This is a genomic window from Rhodococcus sp. CX (assembly GCF_015865005.1).
GTDB lineage: Bacteria > Actinomycetota > Actinomycetes > Mycobacteriales > Mycobacteriaceae > Rhodococcus.
Window position 1 is genome coordinate 44,698 of the sequence record NZ_JADZGH010000007.1, and the last position, 17,172, is coordinate 61,869.

The window sequence follows — 17,172 nt, forward strand, 5'->3', positions numbered from 1 at the left end:
GCGGCGGCGAGACGGTCGAGCTGGTCGGCGGTGGTCGCCCAGTCGATGCACGCGTCGGTGATGGACTTGCCGTACTCGAGCTCGTCGGCCTTGCCGAGGGTCAGGTCCTGACGACCCGCCTCGATGAAGCTCTCGAGCATGAGTCCGACGATGCCCTTCTCCCCCGCGACGATCCGCTCGGCGATGTCGGTGACGACGTCGACCTGCTTCTCGTGATTCTTGCTGCTGTTGCCGTGGCTGGCGTCGACGACGACCCGCTCCGGCAGACCCGCCTTACGCAGCCGGGCGAGGGTGTCGGCGACCGTCTCGGCGTCGTAGTTCGGTCCGCTGCTGCCGCCGCGCAGGATGACGTGGCAGTCGGGGTTGCCGACGGTCTGGATCAGCGCGGCCTGGCCGTCCAGGTCGGTGCCGGGGAACACGTGGCTGGCGGCAGCGGCGCGCGTGCCGTCGACCGCGACCTGGACGTCGCCCTCGGTGGAGTTCTTGATGCCGACGGGCATGGACAGCGCCGAGCACAGCTGGCGGTGCACCTGGCTGGCGGCGGTGCGGGCACCGATCGCGCCGTAGGTGACCAGGTCCGCGTAGTACTGCGGGAGGATCGGGTCGAGGAACTCGCAGCCGACGGGCAGACCCAGGCTCGACACATCCAGCAGCAGCTTGCGGCCGATCCGCAGACCGGTGTTGATGTCGTACGTGCCGTCGAGGTGCGGGTCGTTGAGCAGGCCCTTCCAGCCCAGCGTGGTGCGCGGCTTCTCGAAGTAGACGCGCATGACGATGTGCAGGTCGTCGCGCAGTTCGTCGGCCTTCGCGGCGAGACGGCGGGCGTAGTCCATCGCGGCGGCCGGATCGTGCACGGAGCACGGTCCGACGACGACGAGCAGGCGGTCGTCGGTGCCGTCGAGGATGCCGACGGTGTCGGCGCGACCCGACCGCACGGTCGCGGCGGCGACCTCGTCGGGGGCGTGCTCGGTGCGCACGACGGACGGCGCCACGAGGGGGCTGATCCGCACGGTGCGCTGCTCGTCGAGATTCGAGGTCGAGATGCGGTCGATCTGGGTGCTCATGGGGTTCGGTTTCCTGTTCTCAGGCCGACCCACGAGAAGATGAGATTCCAGCGAGCCGGTCCGTTGTCCGGCTCGTAGGTGGTGAAGTCAGCGCTCGGTTACGCCGACCGACCCACCCCGGGCCGGCCTGCTAAACCAAAAATATGCGCGCTGCATGACGACGAGGGTAACAGACGCGTCCGCACCTGTCGGATCGGACCCCTGTCAACGTGGGCCCGTGGGCAGGACTACGCGCCCGAATGTCGTGCTGAGTACCCCGGCAGCGGAGCAGTACCACGCGCCGACGGCAGCGGCGAGTCCGAAGTAGCCACCGACCCTCGTCAGGCCGGTCACCTCCAGTAGCGCTCCGAGTGTCAGGAATACGAAAGCGACGAGGAGCACCGAGAAGGTGACGAAGAGGCCAATGCTGATCCGGGTGCTGGCAAACCACATGTAGAGGGTGAAGATGGTCCAGCCCAGCAGGAAGATTCCCACCCCCACGTGCCTCTCGTCGCCCATGTCCTCGGTGACGTAGGTGACCAGGTACCAGAAGCTCAACCAGAAGGCGCCGTACGAGCTGAAGGCCGTCGCCCCGAAGACGTTGCCCTTCAGGAACTCCCACATTCCGGCGGCGAGCTGGGTGAGACCGCCGTAGAACAACGCCACCCCGAAGACGGCAGCTTCCGCATCCGACGAGATGAATCCGGCGTTGGCGCAGGACAGGATGAACGTGGTGAGTGCAAATGCTGCCAGACCCAAAGGCCCGGGGTCGGCGATGTGAGCGCCTCTGTGAATGGGGACGGCGATTTCGTTGGGGTCGTCTTCGGTGTACGGCATCCGCCGGCTCCTTTCGGAGAAAGGACCCGGCACAGGCTCCCGGGGCCTCACATCGGATGATTCGAATATCTACAAGTGTGCGCCTCGGCCATCGGTGTGCGCGGGGCAATCGGATGCCACTTCCTGTCGGCAACCTCCCCGGGTGCAACCGATCGAGTCGGCTGCATATATCCGAAATGCCGGAGCATCCGCTGCCGGCGGGCAATCGAAGCGAGTGACCGGTTGTAGCGCAACAGAGTTGGACGATATCCGCAGATGCCGTAAACAGATCCGGGTGTGGCGGTCGCCGGTGGCAATTTCAGTGACGGTCGATCCCGGCCACTATCGAGTCGATGAGGCGATTCTCCTCGACCGGATCAGCCGGCCAGAGGAGCAGCGTCATGAACGATCTGACGGCGAATTCGGTCGAGGTGGTGTCGGATGGATCGATCCCGATGAGTTCGGCTGCAAGCGCGGCGACCGTATCCGAGGTGATGGCGGTGGGTGCCATCGTGATCAGGTGACCCGAGCGTAGGAACTGCCGAATCACTCGGTCCTGTCGGAGTTCTCGTAGTGCCACCGAGATCGCAACGCTTGCTCGGTCGCGACCGTCGAGGCCTGCGGTCGCGGTGCGGACGGCGGTGACGATGTGAGCCGATGCGGTCATCAGGACGGACTCGATGACGGCCGTGCGACCGCCGACGTGCCGGTAGACGGTCGCTCGCGAACAGTGTGCGTGCCGAACGAGGTCGTTGATGTCGAACTCGGTCACTCCACGCCTGGCGATCAGTTCTGCAGCGCAAGCGATCAGGCGGTCTCGGGCGACGTCGGAGCGCTTCCCGTCGATCAACCAGTCATAACCCACAGTCTCAGTATGAGACATCAGCAGATCGTTCTCGGCGGATCGGCGCAGGTCACAGGCCCGCGTTGAGACACGTACCGCGAAGGGTGAATCCAGACGTATCGACTTGGTGCCGAGGGGTTGTCAGCAGACGTCTCCGGTACGCAGCCTCGACGTATGCATGATCTCGACGATCCGTACGGCTACCTCGCGCAACTCCGACGTCGAGACCCGGTCCACCGACTCGGTGACTCACCGTTCTTTCTGGTCACATCCTGGGACCTGATCGCCGAAGCCGTGAGTCGACACGATGAGTTCTCGTCGAACCTCACCGCGACGATGGTGTGGCACCCCGATGGCACCGTCACCGCGTTTCCGATCGCCGAACTCGGGTCGCCGCTGCACGTGCTGGCCACCGCCGACGAACCTACGCACCGCGTTCACCGGGCGCTGGTGATGCCGTCTCTGACCGCCCGGCGGATCAGCCGCCTGGAGCCGTTCATCTCCGAGACGCTGAGCGCGCTGTGGACCGCGGGCCTCCAGCAAGGACGTATCGATTGGGTTCGCGCGGTCGCACAGCGTCTACCGATCAGTGTGGTCGCCGCACTGCTGGGCTTTCCCGCCTACGACACCGACGACCTCGTGCGGTGGTCCCTTGCCAGTACCGTTCTTCTCGACGGCGTGGTCACCGCCGACCAGCTCGAAGCAGCGACACAGGCCGTCGGCGAACTCGGCGTGTATCTCTCGGAGGCATTCGGCGCAGCCATGGACGAGCCCGGCCACAACGTGATGGGAGACCTCGCCCGCACGGTCGGCGCCGGCGACCTCGACTACGACACAGCGGTGATGATCCTCATCCAACTCGTCACCGCGGGCATCGAATCCACCGTGAGCCTGATCGGTAATGCTGCCTGGCTTCTCGGAACCCACCCCGACATCCAACGTGAGGTGCGCGCCGATATCGCTCTCCTTCCGAGGTTCGTCGAAGAAGCACTGCGACTCGAGTCACCCTTCCGTGGCCACTACCGGTACGTCGTTGCCGACACCACCCTGGGTGGGGTCGCGCTGCCCGCAGGTTCACACCTCTATCTGTCGTGGGCGGCGGCGAATCGCGACGATGCGACCCTCGACGTCCCGAATGCCATCGACCTCGGCTCGACAACTCACCGCCCTCACATGGCCTTCGGGAAGGGGATTCACCATTGCGTCGGAGCCGCCTTGGCTCGGCTCGAGGGCAACATGGCGCTCGAACACCTCCTCGGCGCCACCACTGCCTTCGAAACCGGTGACCGGGAACCCGAATGGGAACACAGCCTGCTGGTCCGACGCCTTCGAACCCTGACGCTCGAGGTGACGCAATGAAACTTCTTCCTGAAAGCGAACCCGCCGAGAACGCGTGGACGTCCGGTTGATCACGCGAACAAGACTGCGTCTACGGGGACGGGTTCTCGACCGCTACAGCGGCACCACGGCTGAAGGTCCGAAAAGCCAGTTATGTCCTGGTACTTTCTTGCGAAACCGAAGAAACGGAGTTCCAGCGTGACCATCCGCCGCGTCCCCATGCTTCTCGTCTCGCTCACAGCCTCCGTCGCACTCGTCGGGGCCGGATGTTCGTCGGATTCGGACGCCGGTTCGACGACCACCGCGCCGCCTCCGGCCGGTTCCGTCGCCGGCGTGACCGTGCCGGATGCCTTCACCGCGCTCACCCTCGACACGATCGGGAATCCGCCGCTGCCGTTCCGCGGAACGGACGGCAAGTACCACGTGGTCTACGACCTGCAGCTCACCAACGCCACCAAGGTGCCGGCGAGCCTGGACAGGATCGACGTGGTCGACGGCGAGGATCCGACGAAGGTGATCGCCAGTTTCTCCGGTTCCGCGCTGGTCGATCCGGCCTGTGTCTTCGGCGACTGCAATCGACTGCGCGACCTGCCCGCAGGCTACGTGGACAGCAACGCGATCCCGCCGCAGGAAAGCCGGGTCCTGTTCGTCGACTTCACCCTGGACTCCCTCGACCAGGCACCGAAGGCCCTGCTGCACCACCTCTACGGAACCGGCGCTGCCTCACCGGCATTCGGGACCCCGGGACCGATCGACTACCTGACGACGCCGATCGCCGTCTCCACACAGACCGTGCCGGTCATCGCTCCCCCGGTCCGTGGCGACAACTGGATCGCGCTCAACGGATGCTGCGAACCGGGTTTCCCGCACCGCAGTTCGCTGATGTCGGTCAACGGCAAGCTGAACAACAGCCAGCGCTTCGCGATCGACTGGAAGCGCACCAACGACCAGGGCGAGTTCTACACCGGCGACAAGACCAGCAACGAGAGCTACGTCGACTACGGAACCGACATCCTCGCCGTCGCCGACGGCACCGTGGTCTCGATCCTCGACGGGATGGAGGCGAATGCCCCGGGTGTCCTGCCCGCGAGCAATCCGGAACTGGCGGCGAAATTGACCGTCGAGAACGTCGACGGCAACCACGTCGTGCTCGACCTGGGCAACGGCGTGTACGCCATGTACGCCCACATGATCTCCGGGTCGGTCACGGTGAAGCCCGGCGACAAGGTCACCGAGGGCCAGGTGCTCGGCAAGCTCGGCAACACCGGCAACGCGAACGCATCCCACCTGCATTTCCAGTTGATGGACGGTCCGAGCCTGCTCGAGGCGGATTCGCTGCCGTACGAGATCAAGGGCTTCGACTACGACGGGCAGGTCGCGCCACAGCAGATCGCCGATGCGGACGACTACCTGAGCGGCACGTTCCTGCAGGGCAAGCTGCCGGAACCGGAGTCGCGGACCGACGAGTTGCCGCTGAACCTGGCGATCGTGGACTTCCCCGAAGCCGGGTGATATCGCCCTGCCTTCAGGGCACCCTCGATCGTCGGATCCGTCTGTGCGAAAGGCGTCCCGCACATGGACGGTGATGTCGCCGGTCTCCTGTTCCATCGGGTGAGCCCGATTCCCTGAGAATATGACCGTTCTCCTGCTACAGTCCGGCCACCCCGTGAGGAGAATTGCGTTCTCACAGTGCGGCCGGAGGTGCTCACCGACGGCCGGCACGACCGTTGAACACCCCACCCGCCCAGCCGGGGCGGCGCCGGCATGGAGGAACCAGTGACGAAACTGCGAGTTGTCCAATGGACCACGGGAAAGGTCGGCAAGCTCAGTTTGCGCGGAATCCTCGACGACCCCCGGCTGGAATTGGTCGGGGTCTACGCCTACTCGCCCGAGAAGAACGGGGTGGACGCCGGCTCCCTGTGCGGTCGCCCCGACACCGGAGTCGTCGCCACGACCGATGTGGACGCGCTGATCGCCCTGGATCCCGACGTGGTGATCTACACGCCGTTCATGGCCGACCTCGATCACGCCGTGCGATTGCTGGAGAGCGGCCTCAACGTGATCAGCACCAATCTGTTTCTCAATGTCGGTGGGATCCAAGGAGAAACGGAGAAACAGCTGGCCGCCGCCTGCGAGCGCGGAAACAGCTCGCTCTACATCTCCGGTGTCAACCCCGGCTGGATCAACACGATGGTGACGGCGATGACCGCGGTGTGCCGAGACGTGGAAAGGGTGTCGATCTTCGAGTCGGCCGACGTATCGGTCTACGAATCGGCCGAGACCTGGCAGGCACTCGGCTTCTCGCTGCCCGAAGCGACGCCCGAGGCCGTGGAAATGTCGAAGCTGTGGCTGAGCACCTTCCGCGACTCGGTCCGTCGCATGGCCACCGCTCTGGGCTACCGACTGGACGACATGGAGTTCTTCATCGAACACGCCACGGCGTCGACAGATGTCGATCTCGGTTGGCTGCGCATCGACAAGGACACCATCGCAGCGATACGCGCCGGCTGGAACGGCACGATCGGAGGCAGGACGGTCGTCCAATCCAACGTCGCGTGGTATCTCACCAAAGAGCTCAACACGGACTGGCAGTTCGACGACAACCACTATCACGTCATCATCAAGGGTGAGCCCGAAGTGCAGACCCGCATCCGGTTCGTCCCTCCCGACACGTGGGGCAACCACGAATGGGACACGATGACGGCGATGCCCGCAGTCAACGCGGCCTTCGACGTGGTGGCCGCCCCGGCAGGGATCTCGACCCTCAAGGACATCGGTCTGGTCTGCGCACCTGCAGGAATCTGGCTGGACCACTCTGCGGAGTCCACACCGATGTGACACGGGAACAACCGGTTGCCTGACCCACCGCGGAGGGGAATCACGCTGACCCCCTCGGCGCGCCCCACCCCGTGCGCGTTTTCGGTAGTCACCGCTACCGAAAACACGCACGGGTCACAGGGTTCGGCGCAGGAACTCCACGACGTCGCGGGCCGCGGTGTGCGCCGCGGGCGCGACGCCGGGCAAGGCGACGAAACCGTGGATCGTGTCGGGATAGTGGTGGTGCTCGGTCTCCACCCCCGCCGCCCGTAGTGCGTCCGCGTAGCGGAATCCGTGGTCGCGCAACGGATCGTGCCCGGCGGTGAGGATCAGCGTCGGCGGCAGTGATTCGTGCGAGGCGGCGCGGATCGGGGACGCCCGCCAGTCCTCGGTGCCGTAGCCGTCGCCGAGGTAGAGCCGCCCGAACGTCCGCATCTGCTTCGACGTGAGCAGCGGCGCGTCCGCGTGGGCATCCTCGGACGGCCACCGCTCGTACATCTCCACCGCCGGATACACGAGCACCTGGGCACGCAGCGCGGGGCCGTCGGTGTCGCGGGCGTGCAGGGCCGCGACCGCGGCCAGGTTCCCGCCCGCGCTGTCGCCCATGACCGCGATCCGGGCCGGATCCCCGCCCAGTTCGGCCGCGTTCGCCCGCACCCACTGCAATGCCGTCCACGCGTCGTCGACCGCCGCCGGATACGGGTGTTCGGGGGCGAGGCGGTAGGTCGGGCACACGACGATCGCCCCGGCCTGCGCGGCGACCCGGCCCGCCATCCAGCGGGACTGCTCCGGCGATCCGATGCACCAGCCGCCGCCGTGGTAGTTCACCACGATCGGGCGCGGTCCGGTGCCGGCCGGGGTGTGGATGCGCAACCGGATTCCGTCGTCGATGTGCCGATCCGCCACGACCACCCCCGCCGCGTCCGTCCCGACGACGAGCCGTCCCGGTGCGGAGGCGATCAGCCGGGCCCGGCGTGCCCGCAACGCGACCATCTCCGGACCGTCGGACGGCTCGCGGGCCAGGACCCGCAGGACGGCACCGAACAGCCGGGTGCGGGCGGGCAGCGGCAAGACGGGGATCTGCTCCATCCCGCGAATATAGAACGTGCGAAAGTGCCCCTCGCCCGATTCGGGCGAGGGGCACCTGTCCACGTGCTTACCGGACGACGAGTTCGCCGTCCTCCACCGCGACCGTCACAGCGCTGCCTTCGACGAGTTCGTCGTCGAGCAGCAGGTCGGCGATGCGGTCGTCGACCTCGCGCTGGATGGCGCGGCGCAACGGCCGGGCCCCGAACTCGGGCTGGTGGCCGCGCTCGGCGATCCAGTCGACCGCGTCGGCCGCGATCTCGAGCTCGATTCCCTTGGCCTGCAATCGTGCCCGCGACTCGTCGAGCAGCAGATCCGTGATGCGGTGCAGCTGGTCGGTGTCGAGCTTGCGGAACAGCACGATCTCGTCGATGCGGTTGAGGAATTCCGGTCGCATCGATTCGCGCAGCCGACCCATCACCCGGTCCCGCAGCGGCTTCTCGGCGGCTTCGGCGTCACCGGTGGTGAAGCCGAGCGCCCCGCCGCGGCTGGAGATGATGTCCGAGCCCAGGTTGCTGGTCATGATCACCACGGTGTTGGTGAAGTCGACCGTGCGACCCTGGCCGTCGGTGAGCCGGCCGTCGTCGAGCACCTGCAGCAGCGTGTTGAACACGTCCGGGTGTGCCTTCTCGATCTCGTCGAGCAGGACCACCGAGTACGGGTTGCGCCGCACCTGCTCGGTGAGCTGACCGGCCTCGCCGTAGCCGACGTACCCGGGCGGGGCACCGACGAGGCGGCTGACGGTGTGCCGTTCGCCGAACTCGCTCATGTCGATGCGCAGCATCTTGTTCTCCTCGCCGAACAGCACCTCGGCCAGTGCCTTGGCCAGTTCGGTCTTGCCGACGCCGGTCGGCCCGAGGAACAGGAAGCTGCCGACGGGCCGGTGCGGATCCGACATGCCGGCGCGGCTGCGTCGCACGGCCCGCGCGACCGCGCGCGCCGCTTCGTCCTGCCCGACGACGCGCTTGTGCAGTTCGTCCTCGAGATTACGCAACCGGTCCTTCTCGGCCTGCGTCATGCGGGTCGCCGGGATTCCGGTTGCCCGCGAGACGATCTCGGCGATCACCTCGGAGTTCACCTCGGGCGCCTCGGCCGTCGGGTCCGCCTGACCGAGACGTGCCTGCACGGAAGCGATCTCGTCGCGCAGACGCGACGCCTGCTCGTACTGCTCCGCCTTGACGGCCTCGTCCTTCTCGGCCTCGAGCGCCGCGAGGCGGTCCCGCAGCTCGACGGTGTCGACGCGCGGCGTGCGCAGCCGCAGCCGGGCACCGGCCTGGTCGATCAGGTCGATCGCCTTGTCCGGCAGGTGCCGGTCCGGCAGGTACCGGACGGACAGGTCCACCGCGGCGTCGAGCGCGTCGTCGGTGTAGACGACGCCGTGGAACTCGGCGTACCGGTCACGCAGGCCGCGCAGGATCGCGACGGCATCCGCGTGGGTGGGTTCACCGACGGTGACGGGCTGGAACCGCCGTTCGAGAGCAGGGTCCTTCTCGATGTGCTTGCGGTACTCGTCGAGGGTCGTGGCGCCGACGACGTGCAGCTCGCCGCGCGCGAGCTTCGGCTTGAGGATGTTGCCCGCGTCCATGGCGCCTTCGCTGCCGCCGCCGCCCGCACCGACGACGGTGTGGATCTCGTCGATGAACACGATCAGCTCACCGGACTGCGCGGTGATCTCGTCGAGCACGTTCGTCAGGCGTTCCTCGAAGTCGCCGCGGTAGCGGGTCCCGGCGACCATCGCGGTCAGGTCGAGCTGGACGATGCGCTTGTCGCGCAGGCTGTCCGGCACGTCCCCGTCGACGATGCGCTGGGCGAGTCCTTCGACGATCGCGGTCTTGCCGACACCGGCCTCACCGACGAGCACCGGGTTGTTCTTGGTGCGCCGGGACAGGATCTCGACGGTCTGCTCGATCTCGTCGGCCCGGCCGATGACCGGGTCGATCTGCCCGTCCCGCGCACGGGCGGTCAGGTCGACGCCGAACTTGTCGAGGGTCGGGGTGGTGGACTCGGCCTGCGGCGGCGCGGTGGCCGGTTGCAGGGCGGCCTGCAGCGACTGCGGGGTCACCCCCAGCGACGCGAGCAGCCGGCCCGGGCCGCGGGTGCGGTCGGCGGCGAGCGCGAAGAACACGTGCTCGGGATCGATGTAGGTCGAGCCGAGCGCGCGTGCGAGTTGGTGCGCCTCGAGCAGCGCGGTCCGGACGGTGCCGCTGAGCACCGGCGCGGTCGCACCGTCTCCGGCGCCCGGCGCCGGGAGGCGTTCGTCGACGGCGGCGACGACCGCGGTGGGATCGGCTCCGGCGCGGGTCATGAGCGTCCGGGCCGGGTCCTGCTCCGCCATGACGCGGAGAATGTGCAGCGCATCGAGGTCCGCGTCGCCGCGTTCGGTGGCGAAGCGTGCCGCAGCTGCCATGAGGTCCTGCGTGCCGCGGCCGAGGAAGCGGGAGATGTCGATGCGGCCAGGGCCACCAGGCCCGAAGAATGACGGCATTCCGAAGCCTTTCTTCCGAGACTTGAGTCTTACGAACTCAACTAACGTGCCGGATCCCCGATCAATTCCCGGAGATGCGTGAGCTGCATCACCCGGATGGTTGCGCCCATTTATATTGTGCACAACATAACCGTGCACTACATTCATGGTCGTGTCCGACGCATTCGCTCTCGACCAGCAGGTCTGCTTCGCCCTCTACACCGCCTCGCGGGCCACCACCGCCGTCTACCGGCCGCACCTCGACCGGCTCGGCATCACCTATCCGCAGTACCTGGTGATGCTGGCGCTGTGGGAACGCGACGGTCGCGGGGTCCAGGACCTGTGCGATGCGCTCGATCTCGATACGGGGACACTCTCGCCGCTCCTCAAGCGGCTCGAAGCCGCCGGGCTGATCGAACGACGCCGGCAGAGCACCGACGAACGCCGCGTCGTCGTGCACCTGACCGACGCCGGCACCGAGATGCGCTCGGCCGCGCAGGACATCCCGGAATGCATCGCCCGGGCATCGGGGCTCGACATCGCCGAACTGGTCGCCCTGCGCGACACGCTCCACCGAATGACCGCGGCGCTCCACACCGCAACATCGACAACGACAGGGAGCACGACATGAACGTCCTCTACACCGCCGAAGCCCTCTCCACCGGCGCCGGCCGCAACGGCAACGTCCGCACCGCCGACGGCCGCCTCGACCTGCAGCTCGCCATGCCGACCGAAATGGGCGGCTCCGGCGACGGCACCAATCCCGAGCAGCTCTTCGCCGCCGGTTACGCCGCGTGCTTCCACTCGGCGCTGCAGCTCATCGCGCGGCAGGAGAAGGCAGACATCACCGACTCGGCCGTGGGAGCGCGCGTGGCCATCGGCCCGAACGACGACGGCGGCTTCGAGCTGACCGTCACGCTCGAGGTCACCCTCCCGAACGTGCCGCGCGAGCAGGCACTCGCGCTGACCGAGAAGGCGCACCAGGTGTGCCCGTACTCCAACGCGACCCGCGGCAACATCGAGGTCGCTCTCGAGGTCGCGGAGGACTGACCTCCCCGCGGTGTGCCTTTGTGGCGGCCCTGACCGCCACAAAGGCACACCGGGCCGAAGGCCCTACTGTGGTGAGTGTGTGCAAGCAGGACGAATCCCGGCTCGCGAGATTCACGGCGACCCTCGGTTTCGCCCTCGACGACTTCCAGCTCCGCGCATGCCGCGCGCTCGACGAGGGTCGGGACGTGCTGGTGTGCGCACCCACCGGGTCGGGCAAGACCGTGGTCGGCGAGTTCGCCGCGACCCTCGCGCTCGCCGGTGAGGGCAAGTGCTTCTACACCACCCCGATCAAGGCGCTGAGCAACCAGAAGTACAGCGATCTCGCCGCCCGGTTCGGGGACGACCACGTCGGGCTGCTCACCGGCGACCTCTCGCTGCGCCCGCACGCCCCGGTGGTCGTGATGACGACCGAGGTGCTGCGCAGCATGCTGCACGGCGGTTCCCCGCTGCTCGCCGGGCTGACCCACGTCGTGATGGACGAGGTGCACTATCTCGCCGACCGCGACCGCGGCGCCGTGTGGGAGGAAACGATCCTCACCCTCCCCCCTGCCGTACGCCTGGTGAGCCTGTCGGCGACGGTGAGCAACGCCGAGGAATTCGGCGAATGGATCGGCCGGGTGCGCGGGCCGACGACTGTCGTCGTCGAGGAGCACCGGCCGGTGCCGCTGTGGCAGCACGTCCTGGCCGGTGGCCGGCTGTTCGACCTGTTCTCCCCCGTCACCGGCACCGTCGACGAGCAGCTCGTCCGGTACATCGCGCACCGCCAGCTCGTCGAGGCGGCGCCCGCGGTTCCCGGCCGCGCACGTCGCCGCCGACGCACCGCGACTCCCGGCCCGGCGGGCGCCGACCGTCCCGAACTGGTGGCGCGGCTCGAGGCCGAGGATCTGCTGCCCGCGATCTGGTTCCGGTTCAGCCGGGCCGGCTGCGACGCCGCCGTCGACGAATGCCTGCGCTCGTCGCTGCGGCTGACCGATTCCGGGGATGTCGACCGGATCCGTTCCGTCGTCGAAATGCACACGGCGACAGTGTCACCCGCGGACCTCGATGCACTCGGTTTCGCCGAGTGGCTGGACGGGCTCGAACGCGGCTTCGCGGCCCACCACGCGGGGATGGTGCCGGTGTTCCGGCACGCCGTGGAGGAATTGTTCGGCCTCGGGCTGGTCCGCGTCGTCTTCGCCACCGAGACCCTCGCGGTCGGCGTGAACATGCCGGCACGCACCGTCGTTCTCGAACGCCTCGTCAAACCCACCGCGGACGGCCCCGAGCGGCTCACCCCCGGCGAGTACACCCAGCTCACCGGCCGCGCCGGTCGCCGCGGCATCGACACGGAGGGGCACGCGGTGGTGCTGTGGACCCCCGAGGTGCAACCGGCGACCGTCGCCGGTCTCGCGTCCACCCGCACCTATCCGCTGACCAGTTCGCTGCGCGTCGGCTACAACACGGCCGTGAACCTGGTGGACCGGCTCGGCGCGCCCGCCGCCCGCGACCTCCTGCGTCGTTCCTTCGCCCAGTACCAGGCCGAGAAGTCCGTCGCTGCCCTCACCGCCGCGGCCCGCACCAACACCGCGCGGCTGCGCGACATGGACTCGGAACTCGCTGCTGCGGAAGGCTTTCCGGAGTACCTCGCGTTGCGCGACCGTCTCGTCTCCGCGCGCGGCACGGCCCCGTCGGAGACGGTGACGGCGCTGGCGCGGGCGGTGCGCTCACATCCGGTGCACCGCCGCGGCGACCGCGACCGCCTGCTCGCACTCGCGGACCGGCGGCACACTCTGGACGACGACACCGACACGATGCGCACCCGCATCGCGACCGTCACCGACCGCCTCACCGACACGTTCGACGGGGTGCTGGCCCTGCTCGACGAACGCGGCCACGTCCTACTCGATCCGCACGGCGGCCACGCGTATGTCACCGACGACGGGCGACGGCTGGCCCGGATCTATTGCGCGAACGATCTTCTCGTCGCCGAATGCCTCCGCAACGGCGTGTGGGCGGGTCTCGACGCGGCCGAGCTGGCGGCGGTCGCGTCGAGCGTGCTCGGCGAATCGCGCAGCCGTGTCCCGGCACGGGCGGGTCGCGCGCGGCGACGGGCTGGCCGCGGCCTTGCGCGCCGTCGACAGCGACATCTCGGCCGGCGACCTGCTGCGCCGCTACCTGCGCACGCTGGATCTGGTGGGCCAGACGGGGTTGTGCGAACGCGATGCGCTGCCGGTGCCGGGGGCGTGCGCGCCCGGGACCTCGACCTCGGATTTCAGGTGAGCGAGCACAACCTTTCGGACAGCTCCCACAATTGCCGCGCGACGGTCTCGTCGTGCGAGCGGGCGTTCGACCGCACCCGATGCGGGTGACCGCGCATCTCGAAAAACTTGTCGGGTCCGTAGAATCCGCCGGGAACGACGTCCGGTGAGGTCGCCGCGTACAGCAACGGCAGCGCACCCTTCTCCGCGGACTGCCCGATGATCGGATCGCTGATATTCATCATCCAATCCTGGATCGACTCGGTGCGCGATTGCAGATTCGTCCGGGCATATCCGGGATGCGCGGCCAGCGACAGCACCGTCGAGCCCTGCGCGGTCAGCCGGCGCTGCAACTCGTATGCGAACAGCAGGTTCGCCAGCTTCGACTGTCCGTAGGCGAGCCAGCGATCGTAGCGGCGGCGCTCCCAGTTCAGGTCGTCGAGACCGATGCGCCCGATCCTGTGCATCGCACTCGAGACGGTGACGACCCGATCGGTGATGCGGTCGAGCAGCAGGTTGGTCAGCGCGAAGTGCCCGAGGTGGTTGGTGCCGATCTGCATCTCGAAACCGTCGGCGGTCCGGCGCAACGGCACCGCCATGACCCCCGCATTGTTGACGAGGACGTCGACCTTCTCGATACCGGCGGCGAATTCGCGGACCGAGGCCAGATCCGCGAGATCGAGGCGCTTCACCTGCGCGCGGGGACCGATCGACGCGGCGACGTCCTCCCCCTTTGCCACGTCGCGGCACGCGAGGACGACGTCCGCGCCGGCCTTCGCGAGGGCACGGGCGGTCTGCTCCCCCAATCCGCTGTTGGCGCCGGTGACGACGACGGTGCGCCCCTGCTGATCCGGAATGTCCCTTGTGGTCCAAGCGGTCATGGCCGCCACCCTACGCCGGACCGCACCGCCCACGACACGTGTCCGAAACATCACGGGGATACCGTCACGGTCGTTGCCGTGCCGAAAGGAATACGTGTGCCGAAAGGAGTTCGCGTGCCGCCACGTCACCGATCGGCCCTGCTCGCCCAGTTCGACGTCGACCGACCCGGCCGCCCGCAGCAGGCGATCCTCGACGAGTTGCGCCGCGTGATCCTGTCCGGCGCGGCCCCGCCCGGCACGGCGATTCCGGTCGGTGAGATCGCGGAGCTGTTCGGGGTGAGCCGGATACCGATTCGCGAAGCACTCAAGACGCTGATCGGTGAGGGACTCGTCGACCACCGGCAGAACGGCGGCTACACCGTCGCCCGGCTGACCGCGGCCGAGTTCCGCGAGATGTACCTGGTGCGGGAAACCCTCGAGACGGCGTCGCTGACCGCCGCGGTCGTGCACGCGACCGAGGCCGACCATGCGCTGGCACGCGCCAGCCACGAGCGGCTCGAACAGGCCGTCGCCGAGGACGATCCGGTCGCCTACCATCGGGAGAGCCGGGTGTTCCACATGGCGCTGACCGCGCCGTCGCGCATGCACCGGCTGCTGCACATGCTCGAATCTGCTTGGAACATCACCGAACCCGTTCAGCCGATGGTCCACGTGACGGCAGCCCACCGCGCCGTCCTTCACGCCGATCACGGCCGCATGCTCGACTGCTTCCTCGCGCGCGACGTTCCGGGGCTGCTCGCTGCCGCCGAGACGCACAATCGCAGGCTCGATTCGACGATCGAGACTCTCCCGGTCGACACGGGTCTGCTGACCCGGGAAGATATACATTTCGAGTAATACGGCGGCAACACGACGTCGATAGCGTTTCCGGCATCGGACGTCATCGCCGTTGCTGGCGTTCCGGGCACACACCGTTTCTACGGGACCACACCGATCCGCTCGGCGAACAGCCCGATCGGTGCAGTATCCCGTCGATGCCAGGAGCACCCATGACCGAAGTGATCTCACCCCCCGTCACCGCCGCCACCGCGTCGTCCGCGCCACCCTACGATCCGCGGTTGACCAACGACGATCTGGCTCCGCTGAAGGATCAGCGGTGGGGCTCGTACAACATCTTCGCGTTCTGGATGTCCGACGTGCACAGTGTCGGCGGATACGTCACGGCCGGAAGTCTTTTCGCGCTCGGTCTGGCGAGCTGGCAGGTGCTGGTCTCACTGCTGGTCGGAATCACGATCGTCTACTTCTTCTGCAATCTGGTCGCCAAACCCAGCCAGGTGACGGGTGTGCCCTATCCCGTGATCTGCCGCAGCGTGTTCGGCGTGCTCGGCGCGAACATCCCGGCGATCATCCGAGGGTTGATCGCGGTGGCCTGGTACGGCATCCAGACGTTCCTCGCCTCGGCGGCACTGGACGTGGTGCTCGTCAAGCTGTTTCCGTCGTTGGCGCCGTACGCCGTCGTGGAGAACTACGGCTTCGCCGGCCTGTCCGCGCTCGGCTGGGTCAGCTTCCTGACGCTGTGGGTCCTGCAGGCGTGCGTGTTCTGGCGCGGCATGGAATCGATCCGCAGGTTCATCGACTTCTGCGGTCCCGCCGTGTACGTGGTGATGTTCCTGCTGTGCGGCTACCTGATCTCGAAGGCCGGCTGGAGCGCGATCGACCTGAACCTGGGCTCCGTCACCCACACCGGCTGGTCCTCGATTCCGGTCATGCTCGGCGCCATCGCACTGGTGGTCTCGTACTTCTCCGGCCCGATGCTCAACTTCGGTGACTTCTCCCGGTACGGCAAGTCCTTCGCCGCCGTCAAGCGCGGTAACTTCCTCGGGCTGCCCGTCAACTTCCTGGTGTTCTCGCTCCTCGTGGTTGTCACCGCGTCGCTGACGCTCCCGGTGTACGGCGAGCTGATCACCGACCCGGTCGAGACGGTCGCGCGCATCGACTCGACGTTCGCGATCGTCCTGGGCGCGCTCACCTTCGCGATCGCCACCGTGGGCATCAACATCGTCGCGAACTTCATCTCGCCCGCGTTCGACTTCTCGAACGTGAGCCCGCAGAAGATCAGCTGGCGTGCCGGCGGCATGATCGCCGCGGTCGGCTCGGTGCTGATCACCCCGTGGAACCTGTACAACAACCCGGACGTCATCCACTACACGCTCGAGACGCTCGGCGCGTTCATCGGCCCGCTGTTCGGCATCCTCATCGCCGACTACTACCTGGTCCGCAAGCAGAAGGTGATCGTCGACGACCTGTTCACCATGTCCGAGAAGGGCGCCTACTGGTACCGCAAGGGTTACAACCCGGCCGCGGTGGTCGCGACCGTCGTCGGCGCCGTCGTCGCGATGATCCCGGTGCTGTTCAACAACGCCCCCGGCATGCACACGGCCGCGCAGTACAGCTGGTTCATCGGCTGCGGACTCGGGTTCGTCACCTACCACCTGCTCGCGACCCGCACCCGGCTCGCGGTGCAGATCCCCGAATCATCATCCGTCACACAGGAAGTCGCCTGACCATATGTTCATCAAGGTCATCAACCCGAACACCACGTGGTCGATGACCTTGATGAACATATGGTCAGGCGACTTCCTGTGTGACGGATGAT

Annotated in this window: 14 protein-coding genes and 1 pseudogene; 8 read left to right on the forward strand and 7 right to left on the reverse strand. The window is 67.5% G+C overall.

From position 1 onward, the window contains the following. The 4 genes and pseudogenes from I0Q12_RS00365 to I0Q12_RS31610 all read right to left on the reverse strand — a co-directional run. Positions 1–1,064 (reverse strand): 3-deoxy-7-phosphoheptulonate synthase (locus tag I0Q12_RS00365; RefSeq protein WP_197250090.1); only part of this gene is annotated, 1,064 nt, incomplete at its 3' end. A gap of 204 nt (positions 1,065–1,268) precedes the next feature. Further along, positions 1,269–1,880: an acetate uptake transporter gene (locus I0Q12_RS00370; RefSeq protein WP_197250063.1), complete on the reverse strand. Its 612-nt coding sequence runs from the start codon at positions 1,878–1,880 to the stop codon at positions 1,269–1,271. Between the two features lie 298 nt (positions 1,881–2,178). Further along, on the reverse strand, positions 2,179–2,370 hold the full coding sequence (locus I0Q12_RS31605; RefSeq protein WP_231609760.1) for a hypothetical protein: 192 nt from the start codon (positions 2,368–2,370) through the stop codon (positions 2,179–2,181). Positions 2,371–2,547: 177 nt separating this feature from the next. After that, a pseudogene (locus I0Q12_RS31610) lies at positions 2,548–2,742 on the reverse strand (TetR/AcrR family transcriptional regulator); the annotation flags it as partial. A gap of 135 nt (positions 2,743–2,877) precedes the next feature. Between I0Q12_RS31610 and I0Q12_RS00380 the strand changes: the two are divergent. The 3 genes from I0Q12_RS00380 to I0Q12_RS00390 all read left to right on the forward strand — a co-directional run bounded on the left by I0Q12_RS00380 (position 2,878) and on the right by I0Q12_RS00390 (position 6,879). Then, positions 2,878–4,062 (forward strand): cytochrome P450, encoded by a 1,185-nt coding sequence (locus tag I0Q12_RS00380; protein WP_197250065.1) that lies wholly within the window; start codon positions 2,878–2,880, stop codon positions 4,060–4,062. 177 nt (positions 4,063–4,239) lie between these two features. Continuing rightward, positions 4,240–5,553 (forward strand): M23 family metallopeptidase, encoded by a 1,314-nt coding sequence (locus tag I0Q12_RS00385; protein WP_307845963.1) that lies wholly within the window; start codon positions 4,240–4,242, stop codon positions 5,551–5,553. A 264-nt stretch (positions 5,554–5,817) separates the two neighbouring features. Next, entirely contained in the window at positions 5,818–6,879 is a 1,062-nt protein-coding gene (locus tag I0Q12_RS00390; protein ID WP_374068481.1) for a hypothetical protein, read from the forward strand. 114 nt (positions 6,880–6,993) lie between these two features. Here the strand turns inward: I0Q12_RS00390 and I0Q12_RS00395 are convergent, their stop codons facing one another. Next, positions 6,994–7,947, reverse strand: coding sequence for an alpha/beta hydrolase (locus I0Q12_RS00395; RefSeq protein WP_197250067.1), 954 nt, complete (start codon positions 7,945–7,947; stop codon positions 6,994–6,996). A 67-nt stretch (positions 7,948–8,014) separates the two neighbouring features. Beyond that, positions 8,015–10,429 (reverse strand): ATP-dependent Clp protease ATP-binding subunit, encoded by a 2,415-nt coding sequence (locus I0Q12_RS00400; RefSeq protein ID WP_197250068.1) that lies wholly within the window; start codon positions 10,427–10,429, stop codon positions 8,015–8,017. A gap of 151 nt (positions 10,430–10,580) precedes the next feature. On the opposite strand from I0Q12_RS00400, the gene I0Q12_RS00405 reads away from it, so the two are divergent. The 3 genes from I0Q12_RS00405 (at position 10,581) to I0Q12_RS00415 (ending at position 13,806) form a co-directional block, all read left to right on the forward strand. After that, positions 10,581–11,039 (forward strand): MarR family transcriptional regulator, encoded by a 459-nt coding sequence (locus I0Q12_RS00405; protein ID WP_307845964.1) that lies wholly within the window; start codon positions 10,581–10,583, stop codon positions 11,037–11,039. Continuing rightward, the gene (locus I0Q12_RS00410) at positions 11,036–11,458 is read left to right on the forward strand and encodes an organic hydroperoxide resistance protein (protein ID WP_197250070.1); all 423 of its coding nucleotides are present in this window, start codon (positions 11,036–11,038) and stop codon (positions 11,456–11,458) included. Before I0Q12_RS00405 ends, I0Q12_RS00410 begins: the two co-directional genes overlap by 4 nt. A gap of 71 nt (positions 11,459–11,529) precedes the next feature. Further along, positions 11,530–13,806 (forward strand): DEAD/DEAH box helicase, encoded by a 2,277-nt coding sequence (locus tag I0Q12_RS00415; RefSeq protein ID WP_374068482.1) that lies wholly within the window; start codon positions 11,530–11,532, stop codon positions 13,804–13,806. Here the strand turns inward: I0Q12_RS00415 and I0Q12_RS00420 are convergent. Beyond that, positions 13,710–14,576 (reverse strand): oxidoreductase, encoded by an 867-nt coding sequence (locus tag I0Q12_RS00420; protein ID WP_197250072.1) that lies wholly within the window; start codon positions 14,574–14,576, stop codon positions 13,710–13,712. The two genes, I0Q12_RS00415 and I0Q12_RS00420, sit on opposite strands and share 97 nt — an antisense overlap. Positions 14,577–14,690: 114 nt before the next feature. Between I0Q12_RS00420 and I0Q12_RS00425 the strand changes: the two genes are divergently transcribed. Then, positions 14,691–15,413: a GntR family transcriptional regulator gene (locus I0Q12_RS00425; RefSeq protein WP_197250073.1), complete on the forward strand. Its 723-nt coding sequence runs from the start codon at positions 14,691–14,693 to the stop codon at positions 15,411–15,413. A gap of 152 nt (positions 15,414–15,565) precedes the next feature. After that, positions 15,566–17,080: an NCS1 family nucleobase:cation symporter-1 gene (locus I0Q12_RS00430; RefSeq protein ID WP_197250074.1), complete on the forward strand. Its 1,515-nt coding sequence runs from the start codon at positions 15,566–15,568 to the stop codon at positions 17,078–17,080. Positions 17,081–17,172: the final 92 nt, after the last annotated feature.